Genomic DNA, 14,681 nt, shown 5'->3' with positions numbered 1-14,681 from the left:
GAGAGATATGTTTCGGTTGCACGCTTTGCTTCAAAAGCACTTCGCTTCACCGGCACTTCGCTTCATCATGCGGGCAGCAATTGCGCCAAACGGCTAACCAGTCTACCGATCGTCAGCCCGGACTTGATCCGGTAGTCAGCCCGGACTTGATCCGGTAGTCAGCCCGGACTTGATCCGGTAGTCAGCCCGGACTTGATCCGGGCTGAGGTTCAACCTGGCGCCGGATCGCAATGATCGCAACCAGCGCCGTCAAGCCCGTCGCTTACTCAGGCCAACGCAACCAGCCGTCAATTACCGTCTGTGTCTGCCCGCCCACCTGGACACTGCCGTCGCCGCCAAAGCGAATGCCGATTTCCGCATCGTGACCAATTTCCCGACCTTGCGAAACCCGGTAACCCGAGGCCAAAGGACCATTCGGCTCGCGCTCCGCGATGAAGGCGGCAATCAATCCATTGGCCGCACCCGAGGCGGGGTCCTCGACAATGCCAACGCCAGCCGGGAACGCCCGTACGGCGAGCGCCGCCGGCTCGGTCTGACTGCGCGCAAACACACAAAGCCCGAGACTATCGGTTGCACGCGCCAGCTCACCAATGGCCCCATGGTTTGGTGACCACGCCCGCAGCGCGGCTTCATCAGCAATTTCCGCCAACCACCAACGCCGACCGCCCTCGACGAACGCACACCCAAGCGGACCAAGATCGAGGTGGCTCAGAACGGTGGCCAACCGCGCACGTGCCGGTGCCCCATCAATCAGCACCTTTGACGCCGGCGCCGCGACAAACAATTCGCGCGCTGGACCGTCGCCTTCAACTTGAATCGGCAGGAGCCCGGCCAGGCATTCCTGCACAAGGCGACCCGATTGCGCTTCGGCAAACGCGGTTTCGAGCACCGCGTGTGCGCTGCCAATCGTTGGATGTCCGGCAAAGGGGATCTCTTTGTACGGCGTGAAGATGCGCAATCGATAGCTGGCTGACGACCGACTGGGTGGCAGCACGAATGTGGTTTCGACCAGATTTGCCCACCGCGCGAAGCGCTGCATCCGGGCATCAGTCCAGGATTCCGCACCCAATACCACGCCGAGCGGGTTGCCGCCTCCGGCAAACCGGGTAAACACGTCGAGCTGCAGAAACCGAATGGGCGTCATGGCGCAGTCCATTGCGAGGCGGAGCCCGTGATTATCAATGGCCAGCCCGTTTGCAACAAATGACTTCGCGGCGTCGGTCGTCGGGCGAATCGATGGATGAATCTGCAACAGACTGTCAGACGAAAATTTTCGTGCGAATGGGACATCCCGCGATAAAAATATTCTACTTGCCGACCGGGTATCAAAACGCGCATCCTCCGCCTTACAAGCGTTCGACAGATTGGGCCAATGGCAACGACTTCAGGGAGACGATCGACGATGCGTGTGTTCTTGCCTGCATTTTTACTAGGCATCGGGCTGGCTTCGGCCAGCGCGCGCGCCGAGGATGCCGCGACTGCGGCCACCCCCACATCGGGCGTGGCGCCGCTTGGCGCGGCCGATCCACACGCGGCCGCCTTCGCGAAAACCGACTTCCCGAGCGCCAACGAGTGCGCGAGTTGCCACCCACGTGTGTTCTGGGAATGGGCAACGTCGAATCACGCGTATGCGTCGATCTCGCCGATGTTTCACAAGTTTGAGCAAGCGATCAACAACTTCGCGTCGGGCACGATCGGGACGTTCTGCGTGCGCTGCCACCAGCAGATTGGCACGCAGAAAGGCGAGCCCCGCGAACAGGCCCTTTGGGAACGGTCACCAATCGCTCGCGAAGGCATCACGTGTGTGACCTGCCACCGCGTCAAGACCCAGTTTGGCAAAGTGAATGGCGAACGCACCGTCACGCCTGGGCCACTCAGCGACCCGATGTATAACGCTGGGCGCGGCAAGGAATACAGCAACGTACTCGCCAACGCTGAAGCGTTTGGAATTGATCTCAGTGGCACCAATCCTGATCAGACACCGATCCACGGGCCCGTCATCGAGTTCGAACAAATCTCGCAGAGCCAGTTCTGTGTGTCCTGCCATCAGGTTGCCGTGCATCCTGGCATCAAGCTGGAAGTGGTCTGGGAGCAATACCGCGCTGCCCCGGCCGCAAAGAAGGACATTCCTTGTCAGGACTGTCATATGGGTGCCGTACCAGGCGAAGCCAAAGGCTACGAGCAATGGCCCATCGCGGTCGTCAACGGCCAGATTGTTGGCGACCCGAAGCAAAAGCACTCGAATCACCTGTTCTTCGGACCGGGCTATCCGATCGCGCACCCCGGGCTGTTCCCGTTCAATCCGCGCGCCCTGCGCTGGTCGATCCAGGACTGGTTGAAGTTCGATTATCGCTCCAACTGGGGTGATCCGGACTGGGAAGCGGAACTCGCGAAGTCCGGCCGTACCGTCGATTTTCCGGCGCCCTGGCAGAACGCGCAGGACCGCATCGATGCGGCGTACGTGATTTCGTTGAATCTTCGACTGCTGGAAGACAAGCGGCAATCGCGCGTCGAAGTCATGGAAAACGCGATGCGTATTGACGGCCCATTCTTCGACAGCCCCCTGAAGACCAATCAGGAGTTGGACTTGCACTACATGGTTCGCAACGTCGACGAAGGCCACAACCTGCCATCCGGCTCGCTTGGCGCGCAGCCCGAGCTCTGGTTCAACGTGGTGCTGATCAACCCGAATGGCGAACGCGTTTGGGAATCGGGCTATGTCGACTCGGCCGGTGATGTCGCCGACATCCACAGCAACGACGTTCACGACGGCAAAATCGTTTTCGACAAACAACTGTTCAATCTGCAGACCAAATTTCTCACCACGAATCTGAAAGGCACCGATCGTGAGATGTACCTGCCGATTAACTTCGATGGCGATCAATTACCGCACATTCGCCCGCCGGGCGTTCCTACGACCGTGCTGAACCACCCGCCTACCATTCGCATGGAAGGCCGTAGCCTGCCGCCATTGGCCGAACGCGCGGCGCGGTACCGCATTCCGGCCGAAGCGCTCAAAGTACCGGGCGAGTACCGATTGCAGTCGCGGATGCGCTCACGTGCGGAGCCGATTTATTTCATGAAGTTTGTCGGCGCCACGACCGACATGGAGCAGTCGATCAACGAATGGATGGTCGATCTGCACCCCGCCAGCGCGACCTTTACGGTGCAACCATGATCCGCCTGTCCCGCTCGCCGCTGTCTCTGTTCATCGCCAGCGCCCTGCTGCTCAACGCGGGTTTGGTGTGCGCCAGTGAGGTCGACCCGACCGACGAAGCCGCTACTGCGCTGCCCGACGTTCCTGACCTGAGCAACGACGCCCACTTGTTGCGGCCACCCGCCCATCCGGCAGAGATTCCGGAGCGGCCACCCCAAGGTCATCAGCACGAACGGCCGGTGCCGAAGATGTCCGACTCGGCAACCGTGGCGCCGTATGACCGAACCCTGTTCGGTCCCGACCCGAGCTACGTCGACAAGCCCTACGACGCTGAGGCACAACTGGCCATCTATGGCGGCAAGAAAGCAGTCATTGGGCCACGCCCGTGGCTGGAATGGGGCTACAAGATGTATCAGGCCGGCCCATTGGGTCAGGACGGCGATGGCCTCGGTGAAAAGAATCCAACGCGGCATCAGTTTCTGATGTACGGCGATTGGCGCACGGCGGTTGCGAGCAATGACAATGGCGCGATCAGCACCGATCAGATCGCGACCCGACTAAATCTCGATCTCGACTATCGCTTCACGGCGACCGAACGCTTCCATGTGTTGCTGCGTCCGTTTGATCGCGACGGGCGTTTTACCCGACACGAGTTTGGCGGCAATCAACGGCAGATCCGCAATCAGAACTCTGAATTGCTGGCCAACAGCATCGCACGTTCCGCCTTCTTCGAGGGCGACCTGGGCGCGCTGGTCTCCGGCTGGCAGGATCGCTACACCAAATGGGATCTGCCAGTTGCCGTCGGATTGATGCCATTGTTCTTTCAGAATGGCTTCTGGATGGACGACGCGATCGTTGGCGGCGCGGCATCGATCACGGCGCGGAACAACGCCAAATTCGATATTTCGAACTACGACATCACGGTGTTTGCCGGCTTCGACGACGTCAACTCGCCAGCGTTGATCCAAGGCAACGGTCGCCTGGCACAGCATCAAGGCGCGGTGGCCGGCGTGACGGGCTTTTTCGAACGTCACGGCGCCTATATCGAAACCGGCTACGGCTATGTGCACGACAAGGAAAAGCGCGATGGTGATTACAGCTATCACAACCTGACGGCGGCCTATACGAAGCGCTACGCCGGCAAGTTGTCCAATAGCATCCGGTTTATGGCAAACGTCGGCCAGGACCCGGGCGCCGGTCGACCCAAAACTGCCGACGGCTACATGGTTGTCGCCGAAAACTCGTGGATCACGAGCAAGCCCTACACGTACGTGCCTTACGCGAACTTCTTCTACGCGCACGGCACCGTGCAATCGCTGGCGCGCGATCCCGGCGCTGGCGGCCCGCTGAAGAATATCGGCATCGGTTTTGAGACCGACGGACTGACCGGATTTCCATTGCTGGACGACCGCGCGCGGAACACCGCCGGCGCCGCAGTCGGGCTCCAGTATCTGTTCAAGCTCGATCAGCAGCTTGTGGGCGAGTTGGCGTTCACCGATCAGCATCGCGACGACGATGATGCGCTACCTGGGGCGGATCGCCGCCGCCAGACGGCGTTATCGGTGCGCTATCAGCGACCCTTGAGCAAGCAATGGATTTTGCGCGCGGACGCCATCAAAGGCTGGCGCCGGAACGCCGAAGACTTCGACGGCATCCGCATTGAACTGCGACTGAAATTCTGAGGCGCCCATGCTCCCTGCCCTGCTTCTGACCCTCAGCTTGTCCCAAACATCCGTGCCGCAAGACCAGCATGCGCCTTTTCTGGGCACTGCCACCTGCGGTTCCAGCACGTGCCACGATTCGCCGAAGCCTTGGCGCAATGCCACGGTGACCATGCGCGAGTTCTGGCTGTGGCAAACCCGCGATCCGCATGCCCGCAGCTTAGAGACCTTGCAGTCTGACGCCGCCCGCGCCATCACGAATCAACTCGGCCTGGCCGAGCCCAGCCATGAACCCGCCTGCCTGACGTGCCATGAAGGCCGTCAGATCGCCGAGAAATCCGAATCGGGCGATGCCACCGCGATCGGCTGCGAAACGTGCCATGGCCCGGGCAAGGCGTTCCTGGCGACGCATGTCGGCACACGCTCTACCCATGCGGGCAATCTGGCCGCCGGCATGTACCCCACCACGAATGCCGAAGCCCGGGCAACGCTCTGTGCCAGTTGCCATGTCGGCGATGCAACGCGGCGGCTCTCGCACATCATGTATGCCGCCGGCCATCCGCGTCTCCGATTTGAAATGCATAGCTGGAGCGGCGCCTGGCCGTATCATGCGATTGAAGATCGCGACTATCGCCGACGCAAACCGATTCCCGATCGATCAACGATGTGGTTTGCCGGGCAACTCGCCAACACCGAATCGCTGCTGACGCGACTCGCTGATCCCAGCGCCCATCGAGGCCTGTTTCCCGAGCTCTCGTTGTTCGACTGCCACAGCTGTCACCGCAGCCTGCATGCCAAGTCGAGCCTGGTTCGCCAAAGTCTTGGCCTGCCACCCGGCAGTGTCAGCCTGGACAGCGCCAGCATGATCCTGATCGGCGCCGCCTTGAAGCCGGCGGATCCGGCGCTCGCGTCGCGCTGGCACACTTATGAGCGCGATCTCAATCAGGCCATGGCCAATCGCGGCGACACGACCGCATTGGTGGCTGAAGGACAGCGACTGATCACCGAAACCCGCACCGCCGTCAGCGCCGGCAAGCTCGTGGCAAACACCGAGCCGGCTTGTCTTCTCCGTGCATTGCTCGACGAAGCAAAACGTCAGCAGCCTCTGCCGAGACCGTCAGCCGAGGCCTACACGATGACACTGGCGAGCATGCTGATCGGGCCCAACGCGTCGCTGGTGGTCGATCCAGAGCACCTGATCAGCGTTCAAGCAGACGTGGATGCGCTGTATCAGGCGAATGACCCCACCGAATCGGCGGATGAAGCCTTGCGCGCCGCCAAGGTCGATGCAACGCTCCAGCATCTTGCGTCGTCACTGCCCGCCTGTTCGTCCTGAGCACGCGTGGGGCGACGCGCAACCCCTGTTTCGTCGCCCCCCATGACTGATTTGCCGCATATTGAAGATCCGTTCGTATTGCCGTGCGGACAGCGCCTGTCCAATCGATTAGTTAAAGCGGCCATGACCGAAGGCGTGGCTGATGCCCGCAATTTGGCCACGTCCGGCCACGCCAGCTTGTATCGCACTTGGGCCAAGGCGGGTGCCGCGGTGCAGATCACCGGCAATGTGATGATCGACTACCAGGTGCTTGAGCGCCCGGGCAATGTCGTGATCGATCGCCAGCAGGCGCATACGTTTGGCCCGGAAGCACGGGCAGCGCTGCAGACATGGGCTTCAGCCGCCAAGTCGGAAGGCGGCGAGGTGTGGATGCAACTGTCGCATGCGGGGCGACAATCCCCCCGCTACGTGACTGGGCGGCCCCTGGCGCCCTCGCCCGTCTCCGTTGGCTTGCTCGGTCTCTACGCCAAACCTCGGGCGCTGCGCGATGCCGAGATCGCCGAACTGCCCGAACGCTTTGCGTTTGCGGCCGACGTGGCGCGCGACGCCGGCTTTACCGGCGTGCAGATTCACAGTGCACACGGATACTTGCTCAGCAGTCTGCTGTCGCCGTGGACCAATCGTCGCGAACCACCGTACGGCGGTACGATCGAAGCGCGCGCCCGTTGTCTGCTGGAAACCATTGAGGCCGTGCGCGCGCGTGTCGGCAACGATTTCGCCGTGACGGTCAAACTGAATTCGGACGATTTCCGCAAGGGTGGCTTCACGCAAGCCGATTGTCTGCAGGTCGTCGCGTTGTTGAATGCGGCCGGTATCGATGCGCTGGAACTATCGGGCGGCACCTACGAGCAACCACAATTGCTCGGTTTTGCGGGCAAGCCCGACAGCGAAGTCTCGGTTCGGGCGAGCACTCGGCAACGCGAAGCCTATTTCCTGAGCTACGCCGAAGACGTTCGCAAGATCGCACGCATGCCACTCATGGTCACGGGCGGCTTTCGAACCCGCGCGGGCATGGACGGCGCGCTGGCGGACCAAGCCTGCGATCTGATTGGTATCGCCCGACCGTATCTCACCGACCCCTTGTCGGTGCGGCAACTTCTGCAGCATCAGCAGGAAGCATTGCCTGCGCCCGAACGCCAGCAGTACATCCGTCCGCGTGGTCTGCTGTCGCCAACGAGCCCGTTCCTGTTGGGGCGGGTACTGAATGTCATCGGCGCAGTCGGCTGGACGTATCACCAGATCTTTCGCCAGGCCGCCGATCTACCGGTGGAACCAAGGCGCGGTCTCGTGCGATCGTTCATGCAACACTGGTGGCGGGAATGCCGCGCCGCGTTTGCCATGCATCGGGCTCGTGCCGGCGGGCGCTAGGGTCGTGTTCCGCAAATAATTCTCGGAATGTTCTCGTCTTTTTGCTCGATGCAGCAAAGCGGGTCTTGGCCGTAGAATCCTCTGCGTCTCCGCCTCGCGCCGTGCCCAGACTCGAGATACTTCCCAATTTCCTTCAAGCTACTTCCAGAACACAACTGGGGAGCCTCTGAACGAGTTCAGAGCTGAACGTCCGGGATCGGCTGACTAAAACTCGCCGCAAAGTCGGCCTCCGGTGGCCTGCGGTTAATCCAGATCAAGATGCGTCACGAGGCGTTTTCAGGCGCCGAATCCAGTGCGAGCAACACCTGATGCAACGCGTCGACTTGCTGATGGAGCGCCGCCAAAGTGTCGTTGTTGTCCAGCACCCAGGTCGCAATGGCCAAGCGTGCGTCGCGGCTGACTTGCGCCGCGAGCATCTGCCGCGCCAGCGCGTCGTCAACGTGATCGCGCTGGATCAGACGCGCAATCTGCGTTTCGACGCTCACATCGACGACAATGATCCCAGACACCCAATCGTAGTGGCCGGCCTCCACGAGCAGCGGAATGGCCAGCAGCACATACGGCGCCACACTGAGCCCGGCACGGCGACGAAGTTCCAGCCGGACCTTCGGGTGCAATATGGCCTCCAACTGTTTGCGGGCGGTTAGGTTCGCAAAGACATGCGCACGCATCTTGCGTCGATCCAAGCTGCCATCGGCATTCAGCATTTCGGTACCGAACGTTGCAACAACCTCGGCGAGCCCTTCGGTACCCGGCTGCACCAGATCGCGCGACACCTGATCAGCATCGATCACTTCGGCACCGAGCTCGGCAAAACGCGCACAGGCGGCGGACTTGCCGGAGGCAATACCACCGGTGATCGCAAAGGCCTTCATCAAGGCAACAGTTTCAGGCCGAGGTGGGTGCTGGCCCAGACTAACAATTCAGGGCCAAACATGAATTGCGTCCAGCCTGCTGCGGCGAGATAGGGGCCAAACGGAATCTGCGTATTGCGGCCCTTCTTGCTGAGAAACAGGAACAAGCTGCCAATCACCGCGCCAAACAGCGACGACAGCAAGACGATGGGCAGCAGGCCCTTGACGCCGCAGAACGCACCCAACGCCGCGAGCAGTTTGAAGTCGCCATAGCCCATCCCTTCCTTGCCGGTCAGCAATTTGAACGACCAGAAAATGCTCCATAACGACAAGTACCCGACCGCAGCACCGATGATGGCCTGATGCGGCGACACGAATACGTCACCCAGTGACGCGAGCAAACCAAGCCACATCAGCGGCAGCGTGAACTCGTCGGGCAACAAGGTCGTATTGAAGTCGATCACCGAAGCGGCGATCAGGACCCAGGTAAAAACCAACACAATCGCCCCCGCCGCAGTCGGTCCAAACCGGTAGGCCACATAGGCGGTGGCCAGACCCGTGATCAGCTCGACGATCGGATACTGCTTCGAGATCGGTGTCTTGCACGATGAACACTTGCCGCGCAGACCGAGCCACGAGAACAACGGAATGTTCTCGTACCAACGGATGTTGTGCCCACACTTCGGGCAATGCGAACGGTCCATGACCAGGCCAACCGGACGCTTCTCGTCCGACTCCGGCAACTCCAGAATTTCGCGGGCGTTGCGCCGCCACGTCCATTCGAGGATCGGTGGCGTGCGCAAGATCACGACGTTCAGGAAACTGCCGACCAGTAGGCCGAAAACGAACGCGACCCACGGGTTGGCGAGGTAGGCGAGCGTTTCCATTACTTGATCAGCCGATAGCAGGGTTGATACGCGCTACCGCCTGGCAACTTCATGCGATGCTGCGCCACGAACGATGCGAGCAGTGCATCCAGCGCTTGCATGATTTCAGGCTCGCCTTGGATCTCGAACGGGCCGTATTTCTCGATCGCCCGAATCCCTTCTTCTTTGACGTTGCCAGCAACGATGCCGGAGAACAGGCGGCGCAGTTCCGACGCGAGTTCGTGCTTTGGCAGATCGCGATGAATGCGCAGACTACGCATGTTCTCATGCGTTGGCGCAAACGGGCGCTGCAGGCTCTCGTCGATTTTCAACGACCAGTTGTAGAAGAACGCGTCGCGACCGGTGATGCGGTGGTGCCGGACTTTCTGGATACCCTGGTCCACGCGCTTGGCCACCATGGCCGGATCGTTGACGATGATGTGATAGCGCGAGGCGGCGGTCTCACCGAGACAGAGCTTCAGAAAGGCATCGATCTGTTCGAAGTAGGCCTTCGATTCCGTCGGGCCAGTCAGCACCATTGGCAACGGCTCTTCCCGGTTTTCCTCGTGCAGCAGAATGCCGAGCAGGTAGAGGATTTCCTCAGCCGTTCCGACGCCGCCTGGGAACACCACGATGCCATGCGCACAGCGAACAAACGCCTCCAGGCGCTTCTCGATGTCCGGCATGATGACGAGGTGATTGACGATCGGGTTCGGTGACTCAGCCGCAATGATCCCCGGCTCGGTAATGCCAATATAACGCGAGTTCTTAATACGCTGTTTCGCATGGCCGATCGTGGCGCCCTTCATCGGCCCCTTCATCGCGCCTGGGCCGCAGCCCGTACAGATATCGAAACCGCGCAATCCGAACTGGTAACCCACGGTCTTCGTGTAGCTGTACTCATGCCGGGCAATCGAGTGACCGCCCCAGCACACCACCAGATTGGGATCCAGTTTCGGCTTCAGGATGCGCGCATTGCGCAGAATTTCGAACACGGCATTCGTGATGCCATTCGACTCCGTCAGATCAAACCGGCCACTCTGCACGTCGGAAGCGACATAGGCGATATCGCGAACCACCGCAAACAGCAGTTCGTGGATGCCCTTGATGATCTGGCCATCGACAAACGCCTGCGCCGGCGCGTTGATCAGATCGAGCTTCAGGCCGCGATCTTGCTGTTCGATCCGGATTTCGAAATCCGGATAGCGCTCGGCCGCCGCCCGCGGGTCATCGGACTCAACACCACTCGTCAGCACGGCCAGCGCGCAGCGCTTCAGCAGGGCCAGCAGATTGCCGGATGCGTCGCGCAGGCGACCGACTTCGTTTCTGGACAGAATGTCCATGCCGCCAAGCGCATGCAGCTTGGCGTTTACAGTTTCATAGGTACTCATTGCTTATTCTTGTCTCGTTCAATGTGATTTCAACCACTCGCCAGACACACCGCCGGCGATCAAGCGCGCATCAAAGCCGCGCTCACACAGCAGATAGGTCGCCGATGCACTGCGCGCGCCGGTGTCACAGTACACCGCGACCGCGCGATGGGCATCGAGCTCGACCGCCCGCTCCCGCAAATGCGCCAAAGGCAGATTCAATGCCTCGGGCAAATGTCCTGCCTGAAACTCCTCGGGCAGCCGAACGTCAATCAGCTGCATCGAATCGTTCCAGTCCTCAAGCACCATCTCCGTCAGCACCGGAGCCTTCAACAGGCGCTCGAAATCCTTACCATCGATTTTCATGACCTTGACCTCGGTCAGCGCGCGCACGGTGGCATTGCGCGGATTGCCAGACAACAAGGCCTCTTCGCCGAAGCACCGGCCGACGCCAAGCACATTCAGCTCGGTTTCTTCTAGGCCGTTGGCGCTTTGCTTCACGACCTGGACCCGGCCTTCGGTCAGGATGAAGTACGCGTCGCCGCGGTCCCCTTGTTGGATGACGATCTCGCCAGCACGGTAGCTGGCATCCTTCATACAGGCAAACAACTGGGCGATATTGCCCGGTGGAATCCGGTGGAATGCCTGATTCTGCAACAGCGCCGTCATCCAGTCCTGTGGGTCTTCTTCGGGTTCGCGCCGATGCGCGAGGTCCACGACTTCGACCCCGCCTGTCTGCGACCACGTGAGAATCAGGTCAAGATGCTCACGGTCGACCAGCAGCACCTGCGCCGGTTTGATGCAGGTACCGGTTGCGAGCCGGCGAGCGCCCTGCGCCAGCGGTTGTCGCGCCTCGACGCTGTCGGCGCGCACCATCCGACTCTGCGCCCCGTCAAACAGTTCAACGTCGCCGCTGATCAGATAGACGACGGTTTTCGCGGTTTCGCCACGGGAGAACAGCACCTGACCCACTTGGTAGCTGCCAATCCGCGCGTGCTTGGCCAACTCGACCCGATCGGTCGGCAGCAAGGATCCCAAAGGCACGAAGTTCTTGAAAAGGCTGATGTTGACCATCGATCCGGTCGCGTCTGGCTTCTGGACATCTGAGCTTCCCTGATGGCCGGCCAGCGGTCAAGCATGGCGGCGTACCCAGAGCCAATTGCGGCAAGGATAGAGCGGTCAGAGTGGGGAGGCGACAGTCCGGCCAGAACGAATGATCGATGGGGGCCAAGCGCTCACTTGATTGGGGGGGCAGTGAGTCGTTCTGGCCGGCTGTCGAGAACGATGGCCAAACTTTACGGTTACAGGCCGTCACATTTTGCGACCCAGCGCACACTTTTGAGCGCAAGAGGTAACCGGTGACATTGGTCATGGTTGCCTCGCAAGACACTGCTCTATCGGCGCAATCAGTGCAAACACCTGTTTCCGATCAACGAGTTGCCTTCTGGGCACGGGGATAATTGGCCTCAGACTGCCAGCTCGGCATCCGCCGCAAGGTGGACGCCCGATGTGTTTGTCGGCACGGAATCGTCAGCGCATTGCTGCCAGATCAACCGGATGCGTCGGCGCTCAACAACAACGCGTGTTTCCGGACCCGCCGTAGCGGGCCTTCTGCCGTTCGGCAATGAACGCCGCTTCGCTCAGCACGGGCCGATCCGGATGGTGCGCCTGACAATGGGCCACGTAGCGCTGATAGTCGGGCAGCCCGATCATCAAACGGAGCGTTTCCAGGATCCGTGGGATCAGGCCCATGCTTCCTCCCGGGTACTTGGGTGATTGGCTTTCCAGGCGGTCCAGCCGGCGCGCGCCCCCAAGATGACGACGGCCGCGAGCAACGTCATGAACAGAGCGCAGAGGCTGGCGTTGACGTAGTCGTTGAAGATGATTTGCTGCATCTGCTGCGCGGACTGCGCCGGGGCGAGTACTTCGCCCTTGACCAATGCGGCGCTGAACTTGTCCGCATGGCTCAAAAAGCCGATCCGTACGTCGTCATGGAACAGCTTTTGCCAGCCAGCGGTCATCGTGCAGACCAGGAGCCAGACCAGCGGCACCAGGCCAACCCAGACATAACGCTCCCGCTTCATCTTCAGCAGGACGACGGTGACGAGCACCATGGCCATGGCCGCCAGCATCTGATTGGCGATGCCGAACAACGGCCACAGGCTGTTGATCCCACCCAATGGGTCACGCACCCCCTGATACAGGAAGTACCCCCAGCCGCCGACGCAGAGCGCGGTGGCCAACAGATTGCCCGCCCACGAGCCGGTATGACCGAGGCTCGGGGCGACGCGACCCAGCAGGTCCTGGATCATGAAGCGCCCAACCCGGGTGCCTGCGTCCAACGTCGTCAGAATGAACAATGCCTCGAACAGAATGGCAAAGTGGTACCAGAAGGCCATCATGCCTGGCCCGCCCAGGAACCCCGCAAACACCTGCGCCATGGCCACGGCGAGAGTCGGTGCGCCGCCCGTTCGCGACAGCACCGTGGTCTCACCGACATCCTTCGCCGTCTGCGTCAACATGTCCGGCGTGATCTGGAACCCCCAGGCAGAAATCGCCGCCGCGGCGGTATCGGGGGTGGTGCCAATGAGCGCGGCGGGGCTGTTCATGGCGAAGTAGAGGCCAGGCTCCAACGCTGCCGCGGCAATCAGCGCCATGATTGCCACAAAAGACTCACAGAGCATCGCGCCGTAGCCGATCCCGGGAATATGTGCTTCTGTGGCCAGCATTTTCGGCGTCGTGCCCGAGCTGATCAACGCATGAAATCCACTGATCGCACCGCATGCAATCGTGATGAACAAGAACGGGAACAGTGAGCCGGCAAACACCGGGCCGGTGCCATCGATGAAGCGCGTCAGCGCCGGCATCTTCAGTTCTGGTTGCGTCAGCACAATTCCGACGGCGAGTAACAGAACCGTGCCGATTTTCAGGAAGGTGCTGAGGTAATCGCGCGGGGCGAGCAACAGCCAGACCGGCAGGACCGACGCGGCAAAGCCATAAATGATCAAAGACCACGCCAGCGTGGGGCCTTCGAGCGTGAAGACCGGCCCCCACTCGGGGTCAGCGGCAATCCGGCCGCCCAAAGCGATCGACAATACAAGCAGAATCAAACCGATGATGGTGCCTTCACCGATCTTGCCGGGCCTGAGCACACGCATGTAGATGCCCATGAAGAACGCGATCGGGATGGTTGCCGCCACCGTGAACGTACCCCAGGGGCTGTGGGCGAGTGCCTTGACGACCACGAGCCCCAGCACCGCGAGCAGAATCACCATGATCGTCAGAATACCGATCTGCGCGAGCAGCCCCACCCCACTGCCGAGTTCCAGACGCATCATGTCGCCCAATGAGCGCGCGCCGCGGCGCGTCGACAGAAACAGCACGATCATGTCCTGCACGCAGCCGCCGATCACGGCGCCAACGAGAATCCAGAGTGTGCCCGGCAGGTAGCCCATCTGCATGGCCAGGACTGGCCCAATCAGCGGCCCGGCGCCGGCAATCGCGGCGAAATGATGACCGAACAAGACGCCACCATGCGTCGGCACATAATCAAGGCCGTCCTCCCGGACATGCGCCGGCGTGCGCCGACTGGGGTCCACGCCAAGAACCCGGCTCGCGACAAACTGCGCGTAGAACCGATAGCCGATCAAGTACACGCAGACCGCCGCAGTCAGCAGCCAGAGCGCATTGATCTGTTCACCTTGATTGAGTGCGATCACCCCCAACGTGCCAGCTCCAAGCACCGCCAGTGCCAACCAACCCAGTTGTTTCAGAATGCGCTGCATGCGTCCCTCCCTTGGCATGAAGCCGGGATGGTAACAGGCTCGTCGCGTCGATCTGGCGGCCAATGGCATCCTGCTAGACGCCGAACCCGTCTCATCGTCAACGCGCGCAGGACCCGGCCGACCGGAACCGACCAAGTCTGGCCCTTCACGGATGGTTTCGGCGTTATGCTCCAGTGTGCGGGAACGCTGAGCATTGCCAGATCGGCAATAGCCAGTGCGATTCAAGGGGTGAGAACGTTTGTCTTGGCGTGGCGTCTTGAGGTTGTTCAAGCACAGCGCGACGA

At 61.1% G+C, this 14,681-nt stretch carries 11 protein-coding genes; 4 read left to right on the top strand and 7 right to left on the bottom strand.

Annotation, left to right across the window (positions count from 1 at the left end; genetic code table 11):
* Positions 1–262: 262 nt before the first annotated feature.
* On the bottom strand, positions 263–1,144 hold the full coding sequence (locus tag C7S18_RS02750; RefSeq protein ID WP_106893894.1) for a PhzF family phenazine biosynthesis protein: 882 nt from the start codon (positions 1,142–1,144) through the stop codon (positions 263–265).
* 258 nt (positions 1,145–1,402) lie between these two features.
* Between C7S18_RS02750 and C7S18_RS02745 the strand changes: the two genes are divergently transcribed.
* From C7S18_RS02745 to C7S18_RS02730, 4 genes are read left to right on the top strand one after another with little or no spacing between them, the layout of a single operon-like run.
* Positions 1,403–3,178: a multiheme c-type cytochrome gene (locus C7S18_RS02745; protein WP_170113067.1), complete on the top strand. Its 1,776-nt coding sequence runs from the start codon at positions 1,403–1,405 to the stop codon at positions 3,176–3,178.
* The gene (locus C7S18_RS02740; protein WP_106890105.1) at positions 3,175–4,839 is read left to right on the top strand and encodes a hypothetical protein; all 1,665 of its coding nucleotides are present in this window, start codon (positions 3,175–3,177) and stop codon (positions 4,837–4,839) included. Before C7S18_RS02745 ends, C7S18_RS02740 begins: the two co-directional genes overlap by 4 nt.
* Positions 4,840–4,846: 7 nt before the next feature.
* Entirely contained in the window at positions 4,847–6,154 is a 1,308-nt protein-coding gene (locus C7S18_RS02735; RefSeq protein WP_106890104.1) for a multiheme c-type cytochrome, read from the top strand.
* Positions 6,155–6,196: 42 nt separating this feature from the next.
* Positions 6,197–7,522: an NADH:flavin oxidoreductase/NADH oxidase family protein gene (locus C7S18_RS02730; protein ID WP_106890103.1), complete on the top strand. Its 1,326-nt coding sequence runs from the start codon at positions 6,197–6,199 to the stop codon at positions 7,520–7,522.
* Between the two features lie 263 nt (positions 7,523–7,785).
* On the opposite strand, the gene coaE is transcribed toward C7S18_RS02730, so the two are convergent.
* From coaE to C7S18_RS02700, 6 genes are all read right to left on the bottom strand, one after another.
* The gene (gene coaE / locus C7S18_RS02725; protein ID WP_106890102.1) at positions 7,786–8,397 is read right to left on the bottom strand and encodes a dephospho-CoA kinase; all 612 of its coding nucleotides are present in this window, start codon (positions 8,395–8,397) and stop codon (positions 7,786–7,788) included.
* Complete coding sequence (locus C7S18_RS02720; RefSeq protein WP_106890101.1) at positions 8,397–9,263, bottom strand: prepilin peptidase; 867 nt, start codon at positions 9,261–9,263, stop codon at positions 8,397–8,399. Before C7S18_RS02720 ends, coaE begins: the two co-directional genes overlap by 1 nt.
* A complete protein-coding gene (ppnN, locus tag C7S18_RS02715; RefSeq protein ID WP_106890100.1) occupies positions 9,263–10,633 on the bottom strand; it encodes a nucleotide 5'-monophosphate nucleosidase PpnN in 1,371 nt (456 codons plus the stop codon). Before ppnN ends, C7S18_RS02720 begins: the two co-directional genes overlap by 1 nt.
* 18 nt (positions 10,634–10,651) lie before the next feature.
* Positions 10,652–11,656 (bottom strand): cyclic nucleotide-binding domain-containing protein, encoded by a 1,005-nt coding sequence (locus C7S18_RS02710; RefSeq protein WP_170113066.1) that lies wholly within the window; start codon positions 11,654–11,656, stop codon positions 10,652–10,654.
* Between the two features lie 525 nt (positions 11,657–12,181).
* Positions 12,182–12,364 carry a YbdD/YjiX family protein gene (locus C7S18_RS02705; protein ID WP_106890098.1) on the bottom strand — a complete coding sequence of 61 codons (183 nt, stop codon included), beginning with the start codon at positions 12,362–12,364 and terminating at the stop codon, positions 12,182–12,184.
* A complete protein-coding gene (locus C7S18_RS02700; protein WP_106890097.1) occupies positions 12,355–14,397 on the bottom strand; it encodes a carbon starvation CstA family protein in 2,043 nt (680 codons plus the stop codon). Before C7S18_RS02700 ends, C7S18_RS02705 begins: the two co-directional genes overlap by 10 nt.
* Positions 14,398–14,681 lie beyond the last annotated feature (284 nt).

This window comes from Ahniella affigens (genome assembly GCF_003015185.1).
Classification (GTDB): domain Bacteria; phylum Pseudomonadota; class Gammaproteobacteria; order Xanthomonadales; family Ahniellaceae; genus Ahniella; species Ahniella affigens.
The sequence above is the reverse complement of the archived record's forward strand: the minus strand, read 5'-3'. Positions and strand labels throughout refer to the sequence as shown.

Excerpts from the sequence above, each read along its gene's own strand:
- C7S18_RS02750 (WP_106893894.1), bottom strand. The coding sequence starts at position 1,144 with ATGACGCCCATTCGGTTTCTGCAGCTCGACGTGTTTACCCGGTTTGCC.
- C7S18_RS02745 (WP_170113067.1), top strand. The coding sequence starts at position 1,403 with ATGCGTGTGTTCTTGCCTGCATTTTTACTAGGCATCGGGCTGGCTTCG.
- C7S18_RS02740 (WP_106890105.1), top strand. The coding sequence starts at position 3,175 with ATGATCCGCCTGTCCCGCTCGCCGCTGTCTCTGTTCATCGCCAGCGCC.
- C7S18_RS02735 (WP_106890104.1), top strand. The coding sequence starts at position 4,847 with ATGCTCCCTGCCCTGCTTCTGACCCTCAGCTTGTCCCAAACATCCGTG.
- C7S18_RS02730 (WP_106890103.1), top strand. The coding sequence starts at position 6,197 with ATGACTGATTTGCCGCATATTGAAGATCCGTTCGTATTGCCGTGCGGA.
- coaE (WP_106890102.1), bottom strand. The coding sequence starts at position 8,397 with ATGAAGGCCTTTGCGATCACCGGTGGTATTGCCTCCGGCAAGTCCGCC.
- C7S18_RS02720 (WP_106890101.1), bottom strand. The coding sequence starts at position 9,263 with ATGGAAACGCTCGCCTACCTCGCCAACCCGTGGGTCGCGTTCGTTTTC.
- ppnN (WP_106890100.1), bottom strand. The coding sequence starts at position 10,633 with ATGAGTACCTATGAAACTGTAAACGCCAAGCTGCATGCGCTTGGCGGC.
- C7S18_RS02705 (WP_106890098.1), bottom strand. The coding sequence starts at position 12,364 with ATGGGCCTGATCCCACGGATCCTGGAAACGCTCCGTTTGATGATCGGG.
- C7S18_RS02700 (WP_106890097.1), bottom strand. The coding sequence starts at position 14,397 with ATGCAGCGCATTCTGAAACAACTGGGTTGGTTGGCACTGGCGGTGCTT.